The sequence below is a fragment of the Micromonospora sp. NBC_00617 genome, assembly GCF_045161355.1.
Taxonomy (GTDB): domain Bacteria; phylum Actinomycetota; class Actinomycetes; order Mycobacteriales; family Micromonosporaceae; genus Micromonospora.
The window spans coordinates 2,196,934-2,219,120 of the sequence record NZ_CP107751.1 but is presented as its reverse complement, the minus strand read 5'-3'; the positions used below and the strand labels follow the sequence as shown (position 1 = coordinate 2,219,120).

Here is a 22,187-nt window from a genome sequence, read left to right as displayed (position 1 = left end):
ACGATGCCTTCCCTGCGCATCTCCGGGCGAGCCAGTGCGGCTTCCGGCCCCCGGGTCAACCCTGTCGGGTTTGACCAGTGGTGGGAGACAAGATATCAGATCCCCGCAGGCAGAAGGCGAGATATCCGACACTCGCCACGGGACGCCTATCCTTCATCTCCGTTTTATTGTGGGCATCACCGGTCAAATCGGGCTCTGCGGGACCCAGACCCTCGATCGTCGGTAGAGGATCGCGGGCCGACAGCCCGGGACACCAGCAACGCGGCCAGCCCGGCCCGCGACGACACCCCCGTCTTGCGGAAGATCCGGGTCAGGTGCGCCTCCACCGTCTTGACGGTCACGTACACCTGGTCCGCCGCCTCGGCGTTGCTCGCACCGGCCGCCACCAGTCGGGCGATGTCCCACTCCCGCCGCGTCAGGGTCAGCTCCCCACCCGTGGCCGCGGCCGGCAGACGGCCCGCGGCCCCGGCCGCGCGGCTCTGCTCGCCGGCCACCGAGCGGCGCAGCGGCGGGGAGTCGACCAGCTCCGCGATGCGGCGGGTCTCGGCGAGTTCGACCTCCGCCGCCGACCACTCCCGGGCCTCGCACAGCGCCCGCGCCCGCACCAACCGCGCCGACGCCTCCTCCAGCCTCCACCCCAGACTCGCGAAGGAGTCCGCCGCCACGGCGGCCAGCTCCGCGGCGCAGCGCGGATCCGCCTCCAGGGTCAGCCGCGCCCGGGCGATCCGGGTCAACGCGCTCTGCCCCCGCAGCCCCAGCCGCCCGGCGTACCCCTCGGCCACGTCCAACCAGCGCGCGGCCTCGTCGCACCGACCCGCCTTGTGGGCCATCTCGGCCAGGGCCGAGGCCCAGCAGGCCCGGTTGGTCACCTCGACCCGGTCGAGACCATCCCCACCGCAGGCGCGCAGCAACGTCGACGTCGAGCCGGCCCGGTCCCCGGCAAGGAAACGCAGACGCACCGACACACGCTGACTCGCCCCGTCGTACCAGTTCTCGCGGCGGGTGCTGGCGTCCAGCACGGCGGTGTCGGCCAGGTGGCGGGCCGCCTTCGGGCCGCTGCGCCAGGCCACCGCGATGGCCCGGTACGCGCGGGCCAGCGACACCAGCGGGTCGATGCCCATGGCGACGGCCACCTCCTCGGCGTCCTCACCCTCGACCCGGGCCCGCTCCAGGCTGCCCAGTCGGGCGGTCACCGCGCAACGGCCGACCAGCAGCCAGGGGGTCAGCGCCACGAGACCCGCCCGGCAGCAGATGTCCAGCGCACGGTCGAAGTGGTGCAGGGCCGAGCGCTCCCGTTCGTGGAAGTACTCGGCCCAGCCCAGCAGGGCCAACAGGTCCGGGTGCCGGGCGAGGTCGGTGTCGGCGAACGCGTCCACCTCGGACGACGCCCGGTCCAGCGTCTCGGGCACCCGGATCCCACAGTCGGTGTACACGGCCACGAACGACTGCACCACCGCGGCCGTGGTCGAGCAGACCGCCGAGCCGATCCGTTCCGCCAGCGGGCTCAGACTCCGGGCGTGTTCGGCCGCGTCGGGCGCTCCACAGAGGGCGCCAGCGATCGCCGCCTCGACGGTCAGCAGGAAGCGACTGTGCGGCTCCACCGGCCCGTCCCGGTACGGCAGCAGCAGCGCGTACGCGTCGAACGGCCGGCCCAGCAGGCGCTCCACCCGCGCCCGCGCGGCCACCGCCCGCAGCCGCTGGTCGCAGTTCGCGAGAGGGCGGCGGGTCAGTTCCTGCAACAGGGTGCGGGCCTGGCGCAGTTGACCCGCGCCGATCAGCGCGTCCGCCATCGCGAACTCCAGCCGCGTACGACGTGGCTCGGTGACCTCGGCGGCAGGCAGCAGCCGCTGGACGTTGGTCAACCACCGGATCGCGTCGAGCCGGGGCACGAGGCCGCTCTCCGCGGACTCGATCAGCGCGTCCGCGGTCGCCGGTTCGGCGCACTGCCCGCTGGCCGACAGATGTTCGGCGTACCGGGTGACCGGGTGTCCGAGCTCGCGCAGGACGCGGGCCGCCGTCGCGTGCAGGCGTCGCCGCCGGCCGGGGGACAACGCGCGGTACACCACGGTGCGGTCCACCTCGTGACGGAACCGCAGGGTCGACGCCTCGGTGGGGTCGGTCCGCAGCAGGTCGACGGCCACCAGCGCGTCGAGCAGGTCACTGGTGACCTCGGGGCCGCGGTCGGCGAGCGCCGCCGCCAGCGCCGGTTCGAAGCCGTCCGGGCACACCGAGACGGCCGCCAGCATCTGCCGTTGCTCGTCGGTCAGCGCGTCGAGGTCGAGCTGAACCGCGCCGGTGACCTCGACGGGCAGTTCGGCGGGCAGGCCCCGCAGGGCGGCGACCGGGCCGTCCAGTGCGCCCGGGCGGTACGCGAGGACGTAGCGGGGAACACCGCCGGAGAGCACGTGCACCCGCTGGGCGGCACGTCCCTCCACCAGCCCGAGCAGCGCGGCGACGCTGGCCGGATCCAACGGTGTCAGGGCGACCGCCCGGCGGCTCAGGTGGATGCCGGCGGCGAGCGCGGTGGTCACGCAGGACGGCATCTGCCGTGGCCGGTACGCGGTGACCCACAGCAGGCGCCGGGGCGGCGCCTGCGCGAGCCGACGCAGCAGCGTGGCCGTCGCGGATGACGCGGTGTGCAGGTCGTCCAGGAGCAGCAGCAGCGGTCCACCGGCGCGGACCGCCTCGCACGGCTCATCCGTCAGCGCGGCGAGGGCCTGCCCGACCTGGTGGCCGTCGCGGCCGGCGGCGGCGAGCACCGGCACCCCGGCTCGTCGGGCTCGCGCGGCGACCTCGCGCAGCAACCGCGTCTTGCCGGTGCCGGGGTCACCCACGAACTCGATCATGGCGGGCTGGCCGTCGCGGACCCCGGCCAGGGCGCGGTCGAACAGGTCGAGCGCGCAGTTGCGCCCGACCAGGGGGTCGAGAGGGTCGCCGGACGGCGGCGGGGCGAACTCCTCCTCGCTGATGTTCATCGGCGCCCCACGACGGGCGCCGGGGCGCCGTGACTCGTCGGCGTACGCCATCGGTCGGTCGTGGTCGGACACGGCCCGGCGGCGCCCCGACGGCCTGGTCGGACGCGAGAATGCGGCGAGTGTTGGCCCAGCTTCAACTGCCACCCCCAGGATCTGTCCCGTTCGGGCCTCTCGGCGTGCCCGATGCCGGCGGCGCCAATTGCCGGCGCTCGGGCGAGCGGCAGATGCAACTCTAGGTCCGCCCGACAAGAACTGCGATCGCGGAACCGGTTGGTCCTATTGTCGAAGAGAGCAAATGTTGCTGCCCAAAAACCGAAATAGCGGACTTGGTTCTTGACACAGCGCACACTGGCGGTTGCGGTGAGTTCACGACAATGTGGGGTTTCCCCTACTGTCGCATCGTTCCCCGTCGCTTAATGTCGACCCCGGCGGTGCGACGCCTTCTGGGGGGACTTCGGATGACCGTTCATTATCGCTCCTATCTGGACAATTCGTCAGATGCGGAGGTGATGCTGAGCGAGTCGGAACGATGGCACGCATTCCAGTGTCTATTGCCGCCGCGGGCCGCGGTGGCCGACGCGTTCCTCACCCGGGGCATCAGTCCACTGCTGCACGGTTTGCAGGCTGTCGGTGAGCTGTCCGCCTGGTCGTTCACCCGGCAGTCACCACGGGTGGTCTGTCTGCACCTGCTCGGCAGCACCCCGCGCCTGCTGGCGGCCCGACTGGCCGGGCTCTGCGTGGCGGTCGGGGCGGAGGGCCCCGTGCACGTGCCGCACCTCGCCGCTCCGCCAGCGCGCGATCCACGGCTGGTCGACGTGGCGGTCGACCTGATCGGGATGACCCCGGGGCGGCAGGCCCGCCTCGGCGCCGCCGTGGACCTGGCGATGGTGGCGGCCGTGCACACCTGCCCCGCCCTGCGGGGCGACAGCGAGTTCGTCACGTCCGAGGCCGTGGCCGCCCTGCCGAGCGTCCGTTGGCAGCGGATCGCCACCGCGCTCAAGACCGAACGCCACCCGCTGACCTGCTGGTCACATCTGCTGGAGGCGTGCCGCCGCGCACCGGGATACGACGGCAGGATGACTTTCGACCTGGTCCACCTGCTGCACAATCAGCTCGGGCTCAGCACCCGTGACGAGCAGCGGGTGCACGCCGGCCTGATCCGCTCACTGTCCCGGCGCCGGGCCGGAGCGCGCCGGTCGCCCCGCTCGCACCTGAGCGTCCAGCATCCCGGGCCGGTCCGCCCGAAGAGGTGAACGAGCGCGCGACCTGCCGGCCGGGGTCGCTCACCGGCGACAGCTCCGGCTGACCGCGCTCACCCGGTGTGGCGTACCTCGGTGTCCCAAATCTGCGCCCACGGCCGCCGCAGCCCCCGGCACACGAGGATCGGGCCGCCGTTCTCGTCGTTGTCCACCTCGACGCGCTGATCCACCCGCCCGGCGGGCGTGCACTCCCGGAACCAGGCGTTCAGCGCGTCGGGGCGCTCCCAGCCGACGACGATCGCCACGTCCGCGTCGGCGGGCGGCTGGCCGAAATCCACCATGCTGTTGTGCCCGGAGTATGCCCGGGGGAGCCCCCGGGCCGGCCCGTAGCGGGCGATCGCCCCGGCCTCTCCGTAGTTGCCGGTGAGGATGACCGCCCGCGAGCGTTCCTGCGGTGGCAGGCCGCGATGGACGGTGGCCACCGAGTCGGCGAACTCCGGCCAGCCGATGGTCTCGCCAGCGTCGTAGTTGACGTCGACCACGAAGCTGGGCAGCCGATCGGCCGGCAGCACCGGCAGCAACAGCACGACGGTGGGCAGCAGAAACAGCACCGCGCCCACCGCGAGCACCCCGCGACGCAGCCACGCCGCGCCACGCGACGCCCAGGCGGCGGTCACCACCGCGCCCGCGGCGGTGAGCACCAGCAGCAGAGGCGCGTCGTAGTAACCCTTGCCGCCGGCGACCAGGACGATGCCGACAACGACCACCCAGGCCCAACCCACCGCGCGGTACGCCCGCCACGCCGGCCGGCGCAGCAGCGCGACGAGGCCGGCGATCCAGATCGGCACGGCGTACGGGCTGATGATGACGAGCTGAAGGGTGAGCGCGTCGAGGCGACCGCTGTAGGAGCTGTCGCCGCCGGAGATGGAGGCCGCCACACCCAGCTGGGGGAAGCCGTGCGCGGCCTGCCAGATCAGGTTCGGCGCGGCCAGCAGCACGGCGGTCCCGGCGGCGGCGAGCACCCACCTGTCGCGCAGCAGCCGACGCGGCCCCGCGATCACCACCCCGGCGAGCAGACCCACGGCCAGCAACGCGGGCAGCAGCTTGTTGAGCATGCCCACGCCGAGCACCAGCCCGAGCGCGAGCGCCCACCGGCTGTCCCCGGTGCGCAGCAGCCGCACCGCGAACCACGCCACGGCGAGCCAGACCAGCAGGTCGACGGTCGTGGTGCTGAGCAGGTGCCCGCCGGCGAGCACGATGCCGGACAGCGCGGCCAGCACCGCGGCGAAGGTCTGCCCGCCCCGGCCACCGCCCAGCTCGCGGGCGATGGCGGCGACCAGCAGGACAGCGACGCCGGCGAGCAGCGCCGACGGCGTACGCAGCACCACCAGGTTGCCCGGCGCGATCGTGTCCAGAAGCCGGGCCAGCGCCGGGACCAGCGGGCCCTGGTCGACGTAGCCCCAGGCCAGGTGCCGGCCGCAGAGCAGGAAGTACAGCTCGTCGCGGTGATAGCCGTAGCGGCCGGCGAGCAGCAGCAGCGTCACGCTGGTCGCGGCGGCGACCAGCCACGGGCCGAGCGCACGGGGACCGGGCTTCGGCAGCTCGGCCGGCGCGGACGACCGTGCCGGCCGGTGCGGTCGTTTGATGTCGATGGCGGGCTCGCTCACCGACTCATCATCGCCCGCGAAGCCGCCGCGTGGGTGCCCCGGTGCCTGCGGGTGCAGGTGGTCTGGCCAGGTGCGAAGATCAGCTTGGTAACTCGGACCGAGAGGACGACATGCGATACCGCACTCTGGGCGCCACCGGCACGGTGGTGTCCACCCTGTGTCTGGGCACGATGACCTTCGGCGCGGAGACCGACGAGGAGGGCAGCTTCGCCCAGCTCGACCGGTTCGTCGAGGCCGGCGGCACCTTCCTCGACACCGCCGACGTCTACTCCACCGGCGTCTCCGAGGAGATCGTCGGTCGGTGGCTGCGTTCCCGTCCCGACCTGCGCGACCGCCTGGTCATCGCCACGAAGGGCCGGTTCCCGATGGGCCCCGGGGCGAACGACGCCGGCCTGTCCCGCGTGCACCTCACCCGTGCCCTGGAGGCCAGCCTCCGGCGGCTCGGGGTCGAGGCCGTCGACCTCTACCAGGCGCACGCGTGGGACCCGCTGACCCCGCTGCCGGAGACGCTGCGCTTCTTCGACGACGCGGTCCGCGCCGGCAAGATCCACTACGCGGGGGTCAGCAACTTCACCGGTTGGCAGTTGCAGAAGGCCGCCCTGCTCACCCAGCACCTCAACCTCACCCCGATCGTGACCCTCCAGCCGCAGTACAACCTGCTGGCCCGGGAGATCGAGTTCGAGCTGGTGCCGGTCTGCGAGAACGAGGGCATCGGCATCCTGCCGTGGTCCCCGCTGGGCGGCGGCTGGCTGACCGGCAAGTACCAGCGCGACACCACGCCCACCGGGGCGACGCGGCTCGGTGAGAACCCGCAGCGCGGCGTCGAGGCGTACGCCGGTCGCAATGCCGAGGAGCGCACCTGGCGGGTGCTCGACGCGGTCCGCCAGGTCGCCGGGGAACACGGCGCCTCCATGTCGGCGGTGTCGCTGGCCTGGCTGGCGGCCCGACCGGCGGTCACCTCGGTGATCCTCGGCGCGCGGACCACCGAGCAGCTCGACGACAACCTGACCGCCGCCGACCTGGTCCTCGACGCCGAGCAGATGCGGCTGCTGGACGAGGCGAGCGCCCCGCTCGTGGGCGACTACCCGTACGGCGGCGCGGGTGTGCGCCAGCGTGGCCGTGACCTACCGACCGGCTCATGACGGCGTTCCCCGAACCCACCACCCCGGCCGGCAGCCGCACCGAGGTCTTCCTGGGCCACCTCGACGTGGTCGCCGAGCTGGCGGGCGGCCCGACCGGAAAGTGAGGCCGCCTGCTCGATAATGGACCGATGCCGCTGCTCGTCACGCCCGCCGTGCCCGCCGGGCGCCTCGCCGCCCAGGAGCAACCCCACCTTCAGGTACGCCCCGGGCTGACACTGCGGCCGTGGCGCGACGAGGACGCCCCGCTCGTGCGGGCGGCGTTCGAGTGCCCGGCGATCCAGCGGTGGCACGTTCGCAGGCTGGACGACGACGCCGAGGCGCGGGCGTGGACGGCACAGTGGGCGGGCCGCTGGCGCGACGAGACGGACGCGAGCTGGGCGATCGTCGACGCCGACGACAGGCCGCTCGGTCAGGTGGGGCTGCGGCGGGTGCTGCTCGCCGAGGCGTCGGCGGACGTGTCGTACTGGGTGCTGCCCGCCGCGCGCGGCACGGGCCTCGCCACCGACGCGCTGCTCGCACTGACCCGCTGGAGCTTCGGGGTGGGGCTGCACCGGCTGGCCCTGGAGCACTCCACCGCCAACGCGGCGTCGTGCCGGGTGGCCACGCGGGCCGGCTTCGCCGTGGAGGGCGTGGCGCGCGAGTCGGTGCGCCACGCCGACGGCTGGCACGACATGCACCTGCACGCCCGCCTGGCTTAGCGGGCTTGCGCCCAGCCGACGAAACGCGGCGTCAGATCGGGTAGCGCCACATCGGGGTTGAGCGCGGTGAGGTCGGTTTCGGCCTGCTGCTGCACCGTCGCCAGGTGACTCAACAGACCCGGACGATCCTCACGGTATTCGCCGAGGAGGCGCAGCTTCGCGGCCGAGCACGGCCAGAGGATGCCGCAGACCGGGCAGCGCCACGACGGGCGTAACGGGGAGTGCGTCGACTTCCTGGCCTTTCCTTCGGTGTGTGGCACGGGTCCTCCTCCTGGCTCGGCTGCTGGAGGCGGGGCCGCTTGCGGTCGCGCAAGCGGCCCCGCCACGAACGCGTCCGCCGGGTTCGGGTCCCTGCCGGCCGCGCCGTCGATACCCCACTTTGCCGGGAGTCTCTGGACAACCACACAGCGTTACGTAATCTCCTTGGCGCAGCCCATTTGCCCCAGGGAAGGGACGGCATGAATCACGCCTTTGTCGCAGCGCTCGCCGAAGCGGGCCACACCGCCGAGAGCCTTGCCGATCGGATCGGTGTGCACCCGAAGACCGTGGCCCGGTGGGCGAACCCGGGCCACGTTCCCCAGAGTCGACACCGCGCGACCGTCGCGGAGCTGCTGGCCCGCGACGCCGACGCGCTGTGGCCGGACGCCCTCCGGCGCCGCGAGCCGGTGTGGTTCCGACCCTGGGTCGACCTCGAACGCGAGGCGCTGACGCTGCGGTCGTTCCAGTTGGCGTGGGTGCCGGGGCTGCTCCAGACCGAGGCGTACGCGCGGGCGACCCTGGCCGGCGGGGTCCTGACGCCAGAGGCGGTCGACGAGTTCGCCGGGGCGCGGATCAGCCGGCAGTCGATTCTCGACCGGGAGGGCGACGGGCCGCTGCTCATCGCCGTGCTGGACGAGGGGGTGTTGCGCCGGCGCGTCGGCGACGACCGCGCGTTGATGGCGGCGCAGCTCACGCACCTGCTCGGGTACGTCGAGACGGACACCGTCCAGCTCCAGATCGTCCCGGCGGACGCGCCCAGCTATCCCGGGCTCGACGGGCCGTTCACCATCGCCGACCTGCCGGACGGCTCGCGGGTCGCGCACGTCGACAGCGCCGCGCAGGCGCAGATCCTCGATCAGACATCGGAGCTTGTTAGCCTGGAGCGGCGGTGGGAGCGCATTCGCGGCGAGGCACTGCCCCGGGGGCGTTCCCTGGACCTTCTCAGAGAAGCGGCGGCATCATGGACCTGACCGGGGCGCAGTGGCGCACGAGCACGAAGAGCGGCGGCAACGGCGGCGACTGCGTCGAGGTCGCCGACAATCTCCCGGGCGTGGTCCTCGTGCGGGACTCGAAGGATCGCGACGGCGCGACGCTCACGTTCAACCCGCAGTCGTGGCGCAGCTTCGTCGCCATGGCCCGCGACGCCCGCTGACCGCCCACATCGCCCGACCGGGTCAGCGCACGGCGGCCGGTTCGGCCGGTTGCGGTTGGGGGGCCGGCGGCCAGGTGAGCCGGCGTACGCCGGGCACGAGCGCGGTGCCGGCGCAGGCGGCGAGGACCAGCAGGCCGGCGACCGCCAGGGGTACGGGTGCGCCGAACGCGTCGGCGGCCAACGGCGCCAGCGCGTAGCCCAGCGGCATCGCGGCCAGCGACACCAGCCAGTCGTACGAGGTGACCCGGGCCAGGACCTCCGGTGCGAAGTGGTGCTGCACGACGGTCTCCCAGACCGGGTTGAGGTAGCCGAGGGCGGTCAGCGCCACGGCGTACGTGACGATCACGGCCGGGGCGGGCGCGGCGACGGCGAGCAGGAACAGCGGCACGGCGTAGGTGGCGAGCCCGAGGTTGGCCAGCAGCACCGGCCGGCGGAGCCGGACCCGCCCGGCCAGCAGCGAGCCGGTGAGCATGCCGATCGCGCCCGCCTGCAACAGCAGCACCCACGTCGCCTCCCCGCCGAGGCGGTGAATGGCGACGGCCGGGCCGAGGGTCATCAGCACGGCGGCGGCGCCGTTCCACACGCCGTGCCCGAGCAGGCTCGTCCAGAACCAGTCGCGGGCGCGCACCTCGCCGAAGCCGTGCCGCAGGTCGACGAGGACGGAGCGGCGGGGCACCGGCACATGTCGGACCCGCACCAGTGCGAGCAGGGCGGCGCTGAGCGCGAACGACGCGCTGTCGATCACGAACGCCCACCCGGGCCCGGCGGCCCAGATCAGCGCGCCGGCCAACGCCGGGCCGAGCAGCCGACTGGCGTTGGCGGTGACTCCCATCAGGGCGTTGGCCCGTTGCCGCTCGGCGGGCGCGACGGTGCCGGCGACCAGGGGAGACGCGGTCGGGACGGCGAACGCCGACGCGGTGCCGCCGAGCGCGGAGGCCACCACGACGGTCGTCAGCGACACCTCGCCGCCGAGCAACTCGACGCCGATCGCGAGTTGGGTCGCGCAGCGGACCAGGTCGGCCAGCAGGGCGACGCGGCGAGCGGCGAACCGGTCGGCGACGACGCCTCCCAGCGGCAGCAGGAGCAGCCGGGGGACCAGCGCCGCGGCGAGGACGACGGCCAACGCCCCGGTGGAGCCGGTGGCCCGCAGCACGGCCAGCGCGAGCGCGGCGGGCACCACCGCGTCCCCGACGGCCGAGACGGTACGGCCGAGGAAAAGCAGCCGGAAGGGGCGGGTGCGCAGAGGATGAGCCACACCCGCAATGTACTTCGGCACCAAACCTTTCGGCAATGAATATTTCGTTGGTGAGCTAAGCTGACGTCGTGACCGACACTCCGGACGCCGTCGACCGGCACGTCGAGCGTTGGCTGCCCGTGGTGCCCGACCTCGACGCGGACATCGAGGGCACGGTGGTCCGGATGATCCGCCTGACCCGGCACCTGCGGGCGGTCAAGGATCGGGTCCTGGCCGACTTCGACCTGCCGGCGCACGAGTACGACACCCTGCACGCCCTGGCCGGCCGGCGGGGCCGGGCGGCTCCCTCGGATCTCGCCGCGGACCTGTCCGTGGCGCCCGCCTCGATCACCGCGCGCGTCGACACCCTGCTCCGGCGGGGGTTCGTGCGCCGCATCCCGTCCACCGTCGACCGTCGCCGGGTGGACGTGGAGCTCACCGACGCCGGTGAGGCCGCGTGGCGCGGAGCGATGGAGGTCCAGGGCGCCGAGGAGCACCGGCTGCTCGGCGCGCTGACCCCGACCGAACGGCGACAGCTCTCCGACCTGCTGCGCCGGGTCCTGCTCGTCGCCGACCAGCCGGAAAGCCGTTGACCGGGGGCTGATGATCGACGGGTGACCACGACCCTGCGGCCCGCCTGGGCGACCGCCCTCACCCGGCCCGACCATCCTGACGCGACGCAGCTCCTGCGCGAGTACATGACCGAAATGGTGGTGCGCTACCACCGCCGCCCGGCCCGCCCCGGCGAGGTCGACGCGGCGCTGGCCGAGATGCCCAGCGACGACCTGGCGTACCCCAATGGTCTGCTTCTGCTCGCGCACCGCGACGCGGACCTGGCCGGGTGCGCGGGGCTGCGGTGGCATCCCGACTGGGCCGAGTTGACCCGCGTGTTCCTTCGCCCCGCGTACCGGGGCGCCGGTGGGGGCGCGGAGCTGCTGGCCGCCGTCGAGCAGCGGGCGCGGGCGGTCGGGGCGGACCGGATCCGGCTCGACACCCGCTCCGACCTGGTCGAGGCCCGCGCCCTGTACGCCCGGCACGGCTACGCCGAGATCCCCGCGTACTCGCACGGCCCGTACGCCGAGCACTGGTTCGAGAAACGGCTGGGCGTAGGAGTTGACGGCCGCCGACAGATCAACGCCTGACCGCGACGGCCTCGACGGCCGGCACCCGCCCCGAGGTGCCGGCCGTCGGCGCGTCGCCAGGCGTCGGCTCCCCGGCAGAGGCGTCGCCGGGCGTCGGCGCTGCGGCGGGCGGTGGGTAGAGGGCGGCGAGCGCGTGGGCGGTGCTGGCGAGCCGTTCCCGCAACTCGGGCGGGGCGAGCACCTCCACCTGCGCGCCGAGCTTGAGCATCTCGACGCAGCCGTGTCGGACCGACTCGATCGGCACGGTCGTCGTGACCCAGCCGTCCGCGTCCGGCCCGCCGGCGTGGTCCTGCGCCGCGCGGCTCATCGCCGGTGGGAGCAGGTGCGTCGTGCGCGCCAGCGCCGCCACGGTCATCCGCACCCGGGCCTCGGCGCGATAGACGCCCCGCTCGTAGCGTTCGGCGTGCTCCTGCCAGCAGGCCGCCAGGTCGAACCCGGTCGGCCGCTCGGCGGGTTCGTCCAGCACGGTCAGCTCCAGGATCGCGCCCACCCGGTAGGTGCGCACCTGCCCGGACGCGGCGGCGACCAGGTACCAGCGGCCGGCCTTGAGCACCACGCCGAGCGGGTCGAGGATTCGGGTCACCTCCCGGGGCACCTGCCACCGCCGGTAGCGCACCCGGACCCGACGGTCCTCCCACACCGACGTGGCCAGCGCCGCCAGGTGCGGTGTCGGCTCGGGTTCGCGAAACCAGCTCGGCGCGTCCAGGTGGAACCGCTGCCGGATCCTGCCGCCGGGGTCGGCGAGGTCCGCCGGCAGGGCGGCACGCAGCTTCAGCTCCGCCGTGGCCAGCACCGAGCCCAGGCCCAGCTCGGCGGCCGGGCCGGGCACTCCGGCCAGGAACAACGCCTCGGCCTCACCGGCGGTCAGGCCGGTGAGCCGGGTGCGGTAGCCGTCGAGCAGGCGGTAACCGCCGGCCGGGCCACGCTCGGCGTACACCGGCACACCGGCGGCCCCCAGCGACTCCACGTCGCGATACACCGTGCGCACCGACACCTCCAGGGCGTCGGCCAGTTCGGCGGCGGTCATCCGCCCCCGGGCCTGCAGGAGCAGCAGCAGGGAGACCAGCCGGCTGGCACGCACCGTGCGACCGTAGCCGACACCGTCCGCGCCGCCGCGCCGGCCGGCGTCGGCGCGCCTGCGTGGCAATCCCATCCGCTGCTGAGAACCTTTTTCACATGGTGTCCTCCGACGCTCCCGTGCTCGCCCGCCCCACCGCCCGACCGGCCCTGCCGAGCGGGCCGGTCGACGTCACCGAGGCGTGGCTGCGCAACCGCCGGCTGTCCGAGCACACCCGCGACGCCTACCGACGCGACGTCACCGCGTGGCTCAGCTGGTGCGCCGGGCATGACCTGGATCCGCTGCGGGCCACCTTCCTGCACATCAACGAGTACGCCCGCGCGCTGGAAGCCACTCTCGTCGCCCGCAGCGGGCGACCGTTGACCCCGGCGACCGTGGCACGTCGGCTGTCGGCGCTGTCCAGCTGGTACGACTTCCTCGTCAAGCTCGGCGGCGTGCCGGCCAACCCGGTCTCCGGCGCGGACCGGCCCCGCGTCGACCGGGACCACTCCGCCACCGTCGGGCTCACCCCGGAGGAGGTGGACGCGCTGCTCGCCGCCGCCGACGCGGAGACCGGCCCGACAGCGCCCCGCAACCGGGCGGCGATCGCGCTGCTGGCCGATCTGGGCCTGCGGGTCGGGGAGCTGGTCTCGCTGGACCTGACCGATCTCGGCACCGAACGTGGGCACCGCAGCGTGCGCTTCGTCGGCAAGGGCGGCAAGCAACGCCGCCGCGCCCTCACCCCGGGCACCGCGTACGCGGTGGACGCGTACCTGGCGCAGCGGGCCGCCACCGCCGGCGTGCCGGTGACCCACCTGACCGGGCCCCTGCTGGTCACCGCCAGCGGCGCGAGGCTCGACCGGCACTCGGTGTTCCGGATGGTCCGCCGACTCGCCCGCGCCGCCGGCATCGCGGCCTGGGCGCGGCTGTCCCCGCACTCGCTGCGACACGCGTTCGCCACCACCGCCCGCTCCGAGGGCGTCCCCCTCGAAGACGTGCAGGACGCCATGGGCCACGCCGACCCGCGTACCACCCGCCGCTACGACCGGGACCGGCACAACCTCGACCGCGACCCGGCGTACGCGGTGTGGGCCGCCCGGTCCCGTCGCCGCGGCTGACTGTCCCACCCCCGGCCTACGGTCGGCGGATGAGACACGGTCTGGAGATCCGTTGCCTCTCAGTGCGCTCTAGCGAGCAGGCGATTGGCAGTCCCGCCTTGCGGTGAGACGGTCCCGGTCTGACCCGCTGGCGCGGTGCCGGGTTGACGCTTCAATGCCACCAGCCCCGCGAGCGGGGTCTTGCGGTCGGCTCCACGTCCAGCCGCCGGGCTTGGTGCTGACCGCGATCGCCGGGCGCACCGACCGGGTGCGGCTGGGCACCACGGTCACGGCGCTGCCCCGCCGCCGTCCGGCGAAGCTGGCCCGCGAGGTGCTGACCCTCGACCACCTGAGCGCGGGCCGGGCCACCGTGGCGGAGAAGGTGGCGCTGCGGCCGCCGCCCGTGCAGTCGCCCCGGGTGCCGGTCTGGGTCGGCGGCAGCACCCAGGCCGGGGCGGTCCGACGCCGCGCGGCCCGCGCCGACGGCATCGTGCCGTACAAGCTCACCGACACCGACGGCTGGGCCGACTTCACCCCCGACGAGGTCCGAGACCTGGTCGCGGCCATGCCACCGACCCGGGCCGACGGTCAGCCGTTCGACGTGGCGATCGGCGGGCGACGCCGCCGCCCGGACGAGCGCGCCGAACGGGCCTACCTCCGTGAGCTGGCCGCCGCCGGGGCCACCTGGTGGCTGGAGTACGTCCCGGTCGGCGACCCGGCGGCGATGCGCGCCGCGGTGGCCCGAGGTCCGCTGCGCTGAGCGTCGCGGCCGCAGCCGCAGGTCAGCCCTGCGGGCGGGGGCAGATGCAGAACGGCTGCCCGATGGGGTCGAGGAGCACCACCCACCGGTCGCCGCCGGGTTGGAACTCCGGCTTCGACGCACCGGCGGCGACGAACTCCTTCTCGGCCATGGCCAGGTCGTCGACGTAGAGGTCGAGGTGGTACCGCTTCTGCGCGGCCGGGTCCGGCCAGGACGGCGGCTGGTAGCCCTCGACCAGACCGAAGCCGATGGACGCGCCACCGCCGCTGATCATCGCGTACTCGGCTTGGCTGTGGGTGATCTCCCAGCCCAACGCCCGGTGGTAGAAGGCGGCGTGCGCGGCCGGGTCGGAGCTGTCCAGGTTGACCATCGCGAGGTCGGCGGTTGTCGTCATGCGGGCAGTCTGCTCCGGTGTACCTGCCAACCAATGTCAGGTACGTCGGCGTTTCTCGACACCGACGACGCCCGGGTTCAGGGCGCGCCGAGTGGCCACACCGTCACCCGCGAGGCGCTCTCGCGGCAGGCCAGGCCACTGCCGGCCCGCCGGCAGTGGCTCACCCCCACCGGGAGCGCGCCGCGCACCCGGGGGCCGTCCCGACCTGCCGTGGCGACCAGGGTGCGCCGGCCGTCCGCCGCCGTCTGCAGCAGCACCAGCGCGTCGGTGGCCGCCCGCGTACCCGCCACGGTGTGCCAGCGCGCCCCGGCCGGCCACGTCCAGCGAACGACGCCGGAGGCCGGATCGAGGGCCCGGCGGCCGTGCTCGTCCTGCGCGCAGACCAGGCCCTGACAGGCCCGCAGGGTCAGCTCGCCCGGCTGCACCGGCATTTCCCAGCGCGGCGCCAGCCCGGGCAGGTCGTACCCCGCCACCGCCGCCTCGCCGACCGCGTACACCCGCTCCGGTCGCCGCCACAGCGCCTCGCCGGTACGCATCGACCGGGCGGTCGTCGCCACGGCCTGACGCGCCTGATCGCGCTCGGTGAGCAGCAGCACGTCACCGGCGGCCTCGGCGGACCACCCGGCGGCGGGCGGCACGGCGACCCGCCAGCGCGGGGCGCGGTACGGTGCCGCCACGTCGTACGCGCTCAGCGTCGGCGGGTCCACGACCAGCAGCAGCGGGCCCGCGCCCAGCAGGGTCGCGTGGCCGGACACCGGCGGCCCCACCCGCGTCGACAGGTGTGCGGGAGCGGCGGCGCCGCCGAGCAACGCGCACGCCGCCAGCAGCAGCGCCACCCGCCACCGCCGCGACGGCGCGCGCGGCGCCCGACGGTGAGTCGGGGGAGCGCCCCGGGTGTCGCCCAGCTCGATCAGGACGTCCACCGGCCGTCACCCCCCGCTCGTGTCGACCGGTCAGCAGAGCAGATCCAGGTGGTGGTGGGCGTCCTCGGCGATGTCCTCGTGCCGCAGCCACCGCCGCGCCCACAGCCGGGCGGCCAGCTCCGCCTGCTCGTCACCCCACGCGGCGTGCTCCACGAGCAGGGCGGCGGTCAGCGCGTACGCCAGGCGCAGCGCCAGGCCGCGGGCGCCCGCGAGCACCGCCGCCGCGCCCGGGTCGGCCGTCACCGCCGTGATGGTGTCGCGCAGCTGCCCGGCGGCCGACGCGAGGGTGTCGGCCAGCGCGGGCGACAGCGGCCGGGCCAGGTCGACGGCGGCGGCCAGCCGGCTCAGCAGGGGCGCCCCGGCGTCCTCCCGGCTCAGCGCGCGCAGCACGTCCAGGGCCAGCACGTTGGTCGTGCCCTCCCAGATCGGCAGCACCTGCGCGTCGCGCAGCAGCCGAGGCACGCCGGTGTCCTCCACGTAGCCCGCGCCGCCGAAGCTCTCCACGTACTCGCTGGCCGAGCTGACGGCGAGCCGACCGGTGGCCAGCTTCGCCAGCGGCGCCACGATGCGCAGCTCCGCGGCGGCCTCCGGGTCGGCGCCGACCTCGACCCGCCCGAGCAGCGCGAACGCGTGCCCCGCGAGGGCGAACGCACCCGCCGCGTCGACCGCGAGAGCACCCAGCGTGGCGCGGTGCAACGGCGAGGACGCCAACGCGCCGCCCGCCACGTGCCGCGCGTCGGCGTACGCGCGGGCGTAGGCGAGCCCCCGTCGCATCCCGCCGGCCGCGGCGGCGGCGTTGTGCACCCGGGTCACCACGACCAGGGTCATCGCCCGGACCAGGCCGGGCACCGACGGGTCGCCCAACGGCAGCGCGTACGCGTCGTGCAGGCCGATCTCGGCGGTCGGCAGCGCCCGGGTGCCGAGCTTGTCCTTGAGCCGGTGCACGGTGACGCCGGGGGCGGGCGCGTCCGGCGCCGCGCCGGTGGCCAGCGGCGAGTCGACCGCGTACCGGGGAACGAGGAACGGGGCGAGCACCCGGCTGCCCCGCCCGGCGCCCTCGGGGCGGGCCAGCGCCACCGCCATCGCCGCGTCGGCGGCGGAGCAGAACCACCTCTCGCCGGTCAGCCGCCAGGACCCGTCCGCCGCCGGTCGGCCCACCGTGCTCGATCGGCCCAGGTCCGAGCCGCCCTGCGCCTCGGTCATCCACTGCCCACTGGTGATCGCCGTGCCCGGGTCCGTGGAGATCAGCCGGGGCAGCCACGCGTCCCGGATCCCGGCGTCGACATCCGGCATGCTGAGCAGCGCCGCCGCCCCGTCGGCCATCGCCACCGGGCAGGAGAACGTCGCCGACTCCGGCCCGTACAGGTGCAGCAGCGCGTGTTGCACGACCCGTGCGGCGGCGCCCCAGGTGCCGCGCGCGTCGGGCAGGTAGGGCAGCGCCACCACGGCGTGCCGGGCGGCGGCGGCCCGCTGCGCCTGCCAGCCGGCGGACGTGTCGATCCGGTCGATCCGCGCGCCCCACGGGTCGTAGCGGACCAGCGTCGGCGGGTGCGCCTCGGCGTCGGCGTGCGCCGCGCGCAGCGGCCCGGTGACCTCGGCGGCCAGCTCGGCGAGGCGACCCTTGGCGGCCGCGTGTCCGGCCGGGCCGAGGTGACGCTCCAGCCAGGACCGCAGCAGGGTGTCACCGGCGTACGGGTCGGCGGGCGGTGGTACCGGCTGCACGAAGCGGCTCATCGATCGACTCCTGGCGCTGCTGGGGGTGTGCGCCGACGGTAGACGATGCGCCGCCGCCGCGAACAGGGCCTCGGGCGCACCCAGTTTCCCGCTTGTCCTGCCTCACCGCGACGGTGTTCTCTACGGTCGGTAATCGTGGGTGCCGGCCAGTCGTGGAGCCGACCGGCCCGGCGGCACCGCCCGATGCGCACCGGGCTGGCGTTCGCCGGGTTCGGCATGGCGCTGTGCTGCGTCGGGGTGGCCGGGCTGGGGGCGTGGAACCTGCAGACGGTGCGGCAGGCCGCCGGCCCGATCCGGGAGACCGCCGACGGTTTCCTGAGCGAGGTGACCCTCGGCGACAGCGACCAGGCGTACGAGCGGCTCTGCTCGGACGCGCGTACCCGGTGGAGCGCGATCGGGTTCACCAGCTGGGTGCGTACGCCACCGATGGTGACCGACTACGAGATCACCGACGTGTCGGTGGCCACCAAGGGCGGGCGTCCCCGCGGCACGGTGACGGTGCGGTTGACCCGCGACGGCGGCATCAGCGAGGAACGCCGCCTGCCGGTGGTCCGTGAGAACGGCGACTGGCGGGTGTGCGGTGACCCCTTCTGAGCCGCCGGTCGTCCGGCCAGAGCGGCCCAGGTGGTTCGTGTGGATTTACGCCGCCTGGGGAGCGAGTGCCCGGTCTGGGCCATACTCCGACACGGCGGAGCCTCAGTCGCGGGGGCCGAGGTCGCCGCTGCGGTAGTGCCGACGACACAGCACCTGGTAACGCACGTCGGCGGTGTCGACGGTGTCGCCGATGACGACCTGCGCGCCCTCGCGCACCACCCGGCCGTCGACGACGCGGGCGTTGAGCAGCCCCTCGCGGCCGCACCAGCAGAGCACCTCGACCTGGATGCGGGCCACCTCGTCGGCCAGCTCGAACAGGCGCTGCGCGGCGGGGAACAGGCAGGACCGGAAGTCGGTGGCGAGGCCGAACGCGAACACGTCCACGTCGTAGCTGTCCACCAGCTCGGCCATCTGCTCGACGTGTTCGACGGTGTAGAAGCAGGCCTCGTCGCAGATCAGGTAGTCGACGCGTACCCCGTCGGCCCACCGGCCCCGCACGAGAGCCCGCAGGTCCAGGTCGTCGGTGACCTCGACGGCCTCGTGGGCCAGGCCGATGCGGGTGGTGACCTGCGGGCCCAGCGACCGGTCGATGCGGGTGGTGACCAGCCCGCGGCGACCCTGCCGAGCGTGGTTGTAGTTCATCTGCAACGCCATGGTGGACTTGCCGCAGTCCATCGGCCCCCAGAAGAACTTCAACGCCGCGGCGTGCACCGGACGCCCGTCGAGCCCGCGCGCCGCCGCGCACCCCGCCGGAGGGTGCGGCTGGCCGGGGAACGGGTGGGCCAGGCAGGTCGGTGCGGCGGCGTCGTCAGTCACGGTCGGGCAGCCTAGCCGATCGACCGGCCCGGATCTGTCAGGTGCGGGATGCGTGCTCAGAGCACCCGGGGTGGCGTGTTGCCGGCGGCGACGATGGCCCGACGGATCGGCACGGCGGCCAGCAGTGCGAAGCCCAGCACGAAGAAGATCAGCAGTGAGACCAGGCCCACCCGATACGAGGCGGTGAGCTGGAACACCAGGCCGAACGCGAGCGGACCGAGCCAGCTGGTGCCCTTGTCGCTGATCTCGTAGAAGCCGTAGTACTCGCCCTCCTTGCCGGCCGGGATGAGCTGGCTGAACAGGGAACGGCTCAGCGCCTGGCTGCCGCCGAGGACCAGACCGATCGCCCCGCCGAGGATCATGAACGGCACCGGCGCCTCGGCGGGCAGCCGGAACGCGCCGAGGATCACACCGATCCACAGCACCAGGGACAGCAGCACCGTCTTCCACGCGCCGATGCGCCGGGCCAGCGCGCCGAGGGCGAGCGCCCCACCGAAGGCGAGGAACTGCACCAGCAGGATCGTCACGATCAGGGTGCCCTGCTCCAGCTTCAGTTCCTCGGTGCCGTACTGGCTGGCGAGGGTGATGACGGTCTGGATGCCGTCGTTGTAGACCAGGAAGGCGAGCAGGAAGAACAGCGTCAGCGGGTACGCCTTGACCTCGCGCACGGTGCGGCCGAGCTGCCGGAACCCGTCGGTGAGGACGTTGCCGCGCGCCGCGAGGGCCGCCGTGCTGGGGCGTTCGCGCAGCCAACGCAGCGGCACCAGCGTGAACGCGGCCCACCACACCCCGGCGGAGACGATCGACCAGCGGGCCAGGTCCAGGGTGCGCTGCGGGTTGTCGTCCTCGCTGAGCAGGGTGACCGCGACCAGGTTCAGCGCCAGCAGCACGCCACCGCCCAGGTAGCCCAGCGCCCAGCCGCGGCTGGAGATGCCGTCGCGTTCGTCGGGGCCGCCGAGCTGCGGCAGGAACGAGTTGTAGACCACGATCGCGGCGCCGAAGGAGATGTTGGCGATCAGGAACAGCGCCCCGCCGAGCAGATAGCGGTCGCCGGTGACGAAGGCCATCGCGATGGTCGCGGCGGCGCCGGTGAACGCGGCACCGCCGAGCAGCCGCTTCTTGTGCGCGGACCGGTCGGCGATCGCCCCGATGACCGGCAGCACGAACACGGTGAGGAACACCGACAGCGAGATCAGGTACGGGTAGTAGGACCCGGCCGCCACCCGGATGCCCAGCGGGTGCACGTACCCGTCGCAGGTGTCCGCGCCCAGCTCGCAGCCGGCGGCCAGCTCGGCGACGGTGGTCAGGAACGGGCCGAGGAACACGGTGATCACCGTGGTCTGGAACGCCGAGTTCGCCCAGTCGTAGATGTACCAGCCGCGCCGCTCCCGACGGGTGCTCGCCGGGGGCGGGGTGTCGTCCACCGTGGGGGTCACGGTCTCGGCCATCGGGGGTCCTTCGACGCTCAGGCGGCCCAGTGGCCGCGGCTGCGGTAGACGCCGCGCAGCACGCCGACGTGATCGGTCATGATGCCATCCACGCCACGATCCAGTAACTCGTGCATCTGGGCGGGTTCGTCGATCGTCCAGACGTGCACCTGCAGGCCGAGTCGGTGGCAGTAGTCGAGGAAGCGACGGTCCACCACCGGCACCCGCCCGTAGCGGGGTGGCACCTGCGCGGCGACCACCGACGGCGGCAGTCGCAGTGGTCGCCCGTGCAGGGAGGCGAGCCGCAGCCGGGCCACGCCGCGCATGCCGAGGCTGGTGGCGACGCGGCCCTCGGTCAGGGCCCGCAGCCGGGCCAGCCGGGCGTCGCTGAACGAGGCGAGCAGCACCCGGTCGGCGGCGGCGGCCCGGGTCACGGTCGCGACCGTCGGCGCGACGCCGCCGTCGGCCTTCACGTCGATGTTGAAGCGGACCTGCGGCCAGGCGCCCAGCACCTCGTCGAGCCGGGGTACGACGGCGGCGCCGCCGACGCGTACCGAGGCGAGGTCGGCCCAGCTCATCTCGGCGATGCGCCCCGCCTCGCCGGTGACCCGCTCGAGCGTCGGGTCGTGGAAGATCACCGCGACGCCGTCGGCGGTGGCGTGCACGTCGGTCTCCACGTACCGGTAGCCGAGCCCGATGGCCCGGGCGAACGCCTCGGTGGTGTTCTCGTCGCCGTCGGCCGCGCCGCCACGGTGGGCGAACGCCAGCGGCGCGGGCGCGTCGAGGTAGCCGAATCGGTTCAGCACGCGAGGCAGTATGCCCGCCGTCGGTGGCGCGTGGGTGGCCTGCCGGCGAAGATCACGCTCGTGTCACCGGTGCACTGGTCAGGTCGTCGCGCAACGGTCCTCGTCTCCGACCACCCCGCGATCTTGCGGTTTCTGTCGCCGAAACACGCGCAACGCCCTCTATGCCGAGGCAGTAAGTGCAAGATCGCGGGAGGGTCCGGGCTAGCTCGACCGGCGGTGGGCGCGGCTGGTGTCGGCGGGGCGGCCGGGGTCGACGTGCCGGGGCAGGTCCGGCTCGTCAGAGCGCAGCGGGGCGAGGGTGTCGGTGAGCGCATCGATGATCCGGTCGGTGGCCCGGCGGGCGGCGCCGGGGTTGACGGCGCTCACCTCGCCCAGGTCGACGGGCGTGCCGAAGTGCACCCGGATCACCGGGCGGCGCCACAGCGCGCGGGCGATGCCGCGCAGCATTCCCTTCGGCGCCCGGTAGGGCAGCACCTCGTGCGCGCCCCACTGGGCGACCGGGATGACGGGGGCACCGCCGGTCAGGGCGAGTCGGGCGACACCGGTCTTGCCGCGTTCGGGCCACATGCCGGGGTCCAGGCCGATGCGTCCCTCGGGGTAGATGAGGATCACCGAGCCCGTCGCGACGGCGGTGGCGGCGTCGTCGAGGGCCCGGTGCACGGCGCTGGTGCCCCGGTCGACCCGGATGTGTCCGGCGTGGCGCATGGCGGCTCCGAGCACCGGGGCGCGGAACAGCCCGGCGGTCGCCATGATCCGCGGGGCGATGCCGCGAGTCTGGCAGGCGGCGATCATCACCACGGGGTCGAACGGACTGATGTGGTTGGCGGCCAGCACGAGCGGGCCGCGGCGCAGGTGCGCGGGGACTTCGCCGGTGACCTCGAGGCGGGCGAGCAGGCCGACCAGGACGCGGGCCAGCACGAGGGCCGCACGCCAGATCAGTGGTGGCTGCCAGGGGGAGTGCGCGGTGTTCATCAGCGCGCCATCGTCGCACGCGACGGCCCGGTGGTGCGGGCGGGTCGGCCAGATGTCCGGGGTGATCAGGGTCATTGGTCCCGGGCCGGTTCGGGCCGCTTTGCCCTGCCACATTCGCTACGACGAGCAGTAGTATTTA

The 22,187-nt window shown here is 74.1% G+C and carries 22 protein-coding genes; 10 read left to right on the top strand and 12 right to left on the bottom strand.

Features of this window, described 5'->3' with window-relative positions; translation table 11 throughout:
* Window positions 1-176 precede the first annotated feature (176 nt).
* Window positions 177-2,975 carry a LuxR C-terminal-related transcriptional regulator gene (locus OG505_RS10065; protein WP_405432749.1) on the bottom strand — a complete coding sequence of 933 codons (2,799 nt, stop codon included), beginning with the start codon at window positions 2,973-2,975 and terminating at the stop codon, window positions 177-179.
* Window positions 2,976-3,433: 458 nt separating this feature from the next.
* Between OG505_RS10065 and OG505_RS10060 the strand changes: the two genes are divergently transcribed.
* The gene (locus OG505_RS10060; RefSeq protein ID WP_405432748.1) at window positions 3,434-4,228 is read left to right on the top strand and encodes a hypothetical protein; all 795 of its coding nucleotides are present in this window, start codon (window positions 3,434-3,436) and stop codon (window positions 4,226-4,228) included.
* Between the two features lie 59 nt (window positions 4,229-4,287).
* On the opposite strand, the gene OG505_RS10055 is transcribed toward OG505_RS10060, so the two are convergent.
* The gene (locus tag OG505_RS10055; RefSeq protein WP_405432746.1) at window positions 4,288-5,841 is read right to left on the bottom strand and encodes a glycosyltransferase family 39 protein; all 1,554 of its coding nucleotides are present in this window, start codon (window positions 5,839-5,841) and stop codon (window positions 4,288-4,290) included.
* A 110-nt stretch (window positions 5,842-5,951) separates the two neighbouring features.
* On the opposite strand from OG505_RS10055, the gene OG505_RS10050 reads away from it, so the two are divergent.
* Both OG505_RS10050 and OG505_RS10045 read left to right on the top strand, forming a co-directional pair.
* Entirely contained in the window at window positions 5,952-6,983 is a 1,032-nt protein-coding gene (locus tag OG505_RS10050) for an aldo/keto reductase (RefSeq protein WP_405432744.1), read from the top strand.
* 128 nt (window positions 6,984-7,111) lie between these two features.
* Window positions 7,112-7,681: a GNAT family N-acetyltransferase gene (locus OG505_RS10045; protein ID WP_405432743.1), complete on the top strand. Its 570-nt coding sequence runs from the start codon at window positions 7,112-7,114 to the stop codon at window positions 7,679-7,681.
* Here the strand turns inward: OG505_RS10045 and OG505_RS10040 are convergent.
* Window positions 7,678-7,941: a flavin reductase gene (locus OG505_RS10040; protein ID WP_405432741.1), complete on the bottom strand. Its 264-nt coding sequence runs from the start codon at window positions 7,939-7,941 to the stop codon at window positions 7,678-7,680. The genes OG505_RS10045 and OG505_RS10040 overlap by 4 nt on opposite strands.
* 198 nt (window positions 7,942-8,139) lie before the next feature.
* On the opposite strand from OG505_RS10040, the gene OG505_RS10035 reads away from it, so the two are divergent.
* Together OG505_RS10035 and OG505_RS10030 are read left to right on the top strand one after the other, a co-directional pair.
* Window positions 8,140-8,910 (top strand): Scr1 family TA system antitoxin-like transcriptional regulator, encoded by a 771-nt coding sequence (locus OG505_RS10035; protein WP_405432740.1) that lies wholly within the window; start codon window positions 8,140-8,142, stop codon window positions 8,908-8,910.
* A complete protein-coding gene (locus OG505_RS10030) occupies window positions 8,901-9,092 on the top strand; it encodes a DUF397 domain-containing protein (protein WP_405432739.1) in 192 nt (63 codons plus the stop codon). Before OG505_RS10035 ends, OG505_RS10030 begins: the two co-directional genes overlap by 10 nt.
* A gap of 22 nt (window positions 9,093-9,114) precedes the next feature.
* On the opposite strand, the gene OG505_RS10025 is transcribed toward OG505_RS10030, so the two are convergent.
* Window positions 9,115-10,347, bottom strand: a complete 1,233-nt coding sequence (locus OG505_RS10025) for an MFS transporter (protein WP_405432738.1) — start codon at window positions 10,345-10,347, stop codon at window positions 9,115-9,117.
* A gap of 68 nt (window positions 10,348-10,415) precedes the next feature.
* Here OG505_RS10025 and OG505_RS10020 point away from each other — a divergent pair, with 68 nt between their 5' ends.
* Together OG505_RS10020 and OG505_RS10015 are read left to right on the top strand one after the other, a co-directional pair.
* Window positions 10,416-10,919, top strand: coding sequence for a MarR family winged helix-turn-helix transcriptional regulator (locus tag OG505_RS10020; RefSeq protein WP_405432737.1), 504 nt, complete (start codon window positions 10,416-10,418; stop codon window positions 10,917-10,919).
* 21 nt (window positions 10,920-10,940) lie between these two features.
* A complete protein-coding gene (locus OG505_RS10015) occupies window positions 10,941-11,468 on the top strand; it encodes a GNAT family N-acetyltransferase (RefSeq protein WP_405432736.1) in 528 nt (175 codons plus the stop codon).
* On the opposite strand, the gene OG505_RS10010 is transcribed toward OG505_RS10015, so the two are convergent.
* Window positions 11,458-12,621: a helix-turn-helix transcriptional regulator gene (locus tag OG505_RS10010; protein ID WP_405432735.1), complete on the bottom strand. Its 1,164-nt coding sequence runs from the start codon at window positions 12,619-12,621 to the stop codon at window positions 11,458-11,460. The two genes, OG505_RS10015 and OG505_RS10010, sit on opposite strands and share 11 nt — an antisense overlap.
* A 23-nt stretch (window positions 12,622-12,644) precedes the next feature.
* Between OG505_RS10010 and OG505_RS10005 the strand changes: the two genes are divergently transcribed.
* Together OG505_RS10005 and OG505_RS10000 are read left to right on the top strand one after the other, a co-directional pair.
* Window positions 12,645-13,643 carry a tyrosine-type recombinase/integrase gene (locus OG505_RS10005; protein WP_405432734.1) on the top strand — a complete coding sequence of 333 codons (999 nt, stop codon included), beginning with the start codon at window positions 12,645-12,647 and terminating at the stop codon, window positions 13,641-13,643.
* A gap of 214 nt (window positions 13,644-13,857) precedes the next feature.
* A complete protein-coding gene (locus OG505_RS10000; RefSeq protein ID WP_405434445.1) occupies window positions 13,858-14,382 on the top strand; it encodes an LLM class flavin-dependent oxidoreductase in 525 nt (174 codons plus the stop codon).
* Between the two features lie 22 nt (window positions 14,383-14,404).
* Here OG505_RS10000 and OG505_RS09995 read toward each other — a convergent pair whose 3' ends face one another.
* The 3 genes from OG505_RS09995 to OG505_RS09985 form a co-directional block, all read right to left on the bottom strand.
* On the bottom strand, window positions 14,405-14,776 hold the full coding sequence (locus tag OG505_RS09995; RefSeq protein ID WP_405432732.1) for a VOC family protein: 372 nt from the start codon (window positions 14,774-14,776) through the stop codon (window positions 14,405-14,407).
* Window positions 14,777-14,853: 77 nt separating this feature from the next.
* Entirely contained in the window at window positions 14,854-15,699 is an 846-nt protein-coding gene (locus OG505_RS09990; protein ID WP_405432731.1) for a hypothetical protein, read from the bottom strand.
* A gap of 30 nt (window positions 15,700-15,729) precedes the next feature.
* Complete coding sequence (locus tag OG505_RS09985) at window positions 15,730-17,433, bottom strand: acyl-CoA dehydrogenase family protein (protein WP_405432730.1); 1,704 nt, start codon at window positions 17,431-17,433, stop codon at window positions 15,730-15,732.
* Between the two features lie 135 nt (window positions 17,434-17,568).
* Here OG505_RS09985 and OG505_RS09980 point away from each other — a divergent pair, with 135 nt between their 5' ends.
* A complete protein-coding gene (locus OG505_RS09980; protein ID WP_405432729.1) occupies window positions 17,569-18,027 on the top strand; it encodes a hypothetical protein in 459 nt (152 codons plus the stop codon).
* Between the two features lie 102 nt (window positions 18,028-18,129).
* Here the strand turns inward: OG505_RS09980 and OG505_RS09975 are convergent, their stop codons facing one another.
* The 4 genes from OG505_RS09975 to OG505_RS09960 form a co-directional block, all read right to left on the bottom strand.
* Complete coding sequence (locus tag OG505_RS09975) at window positions 18,130-18,843, bottom strand: thymidine kinase (RefSeq protein WP_405432727.1); 714 nt, start codon at window positions 18,841-18,843, stop codon at window positions 18,130-18,132.
* Window positions 18,844-18,899: 56 nt separating this feature from the next.
* A complete protein-coding gene (locus OG505_RS09970) occupies window positions 18,900-20,291 on the bottom strand; it encodes an MFS transporter (RefSeq protein WP_405432726.1) in 1,392 nt (463 codons plus the stop codon).
* A 17-nt stretch (window positions 20,292-20,308) separates the two neighbouring features.
* Window positions 20,309-21,076, bottom strand: a complete 768-nt coding sequence (locus OG505_RS09965) for a glycerophosphodiester phosphodiesterase (protein ID WP_405432725.1) — start codon at window positions 21,074-21,076, stop codon at window positions 20,309-20,311.
* A 201-nt stretch (window positions 21,077-21,277) separates the two neighbouring features.
* On the bottom strand, window positions 21,278-22,048 hold the full coding sequence (locus OG505_RS09960) for a lysophospholipid acyltransferase family protein (RefSeq protein ID WP_405434443.1): 771 nt from the start codon (window positions 22,046-22,048) through the stop codon (window positions 21,278-21,280).
* Window positions 22,049-22,187: the final 139 nt, after the last annotated feature.

What these genes read in the sequence shown, in the direction of transcription:
- OG505_RS10065 (WP_405432749.1), bottom strand. Translation starts at nt 2,975, where the DNA reads ATGAACATCAGCGAGGAGGAGTTCGCCCCGCCGCCGTCCGGCGACCCT.
- OG505_RS10060 (WP_405432748.1), top strand. Translation starts at nt 3,434, where the DNA reads ATGACCGTTCATTATCGCTCCTATCTGGACAATTCGTCAGATGCGGAG.
- OG505_RS10050 (WP_405432744.1), top strand. Translation starts at nt 5,952, where the DNA reads ATGCGATACCGCACTCTGGGCGCCACCGGCACGGTGGTGTCCACCCTG.
- OG505_RS10045 (WP_405432743.1), top strand. Translation starts at nt 7,112, where the DNA reads ATGCCGCTGCTCGTCACGCCCGCCGTGCCCGCCGGGCGCCTCGCCGCC.
- OG505_RS10035 (WP_405432740.1), top strand. Translation starts at nt 8,140, where the DNA reads ATGAATCACGCCTTTGTCGCAGCGCTCGCCGAAGCGGGCCACACCGCC.
- OG505_RS10030 (WP_405432739.1), top strand. Translation starts at nt 8,901, where the DNA reads ATGGACCTGACCGGGGCGCAGTGGCGCACGAGCACGAAGAGCGGCGGC.
- OG505_RS10010 (WP_405432735.1), bottom strand. Translation starts at nt 12,621, where the DNA reads ATGGGATTGCCACGCAGGCGCGCCGACGCCGGCCGGCGCGGCGGCGCG.
- OG505_RS10005 (WP_405432734.1), top strand. Translation starts at nt 12,645, where the DNA reads ATGGTGTCCTCCGACGCTCCCGTGCTCGCCCGCCCCACCGCCCGACCG.
- OG505_RS09995 (WP_405432732.1), bottom strand. Translation starts at nt 14,776, where the DNA reads ATGACGACAACCGCCGACCTCGCGATGGTCAACCTGGACAGCTCCGAC.
- OG505_RS09985 (WP_405432730.1), bottom strand. Translation starts at nt 17,433, where the DNA reads ATGAGCCGCTTCGTGCAGCCGGTACCACCGCCCGCCGACCCGTACGCC.
- OG505_RS09970 (WP_405432726.1), bottom strand. Translation starts at nt 20,291, where the DNA reads ATGGCCGAGACCGTGACCCCCACGGTGGACGACACCCCGCCCCCGGCG.
- OG505_RS09960 (WP_405434443.1), bottom strand. Translation starts at nt 22,048, where the DNA reads ATGAACACCGCGCACTCCCCCTGGCAGCCACCACTGATCTGGCGTGCG.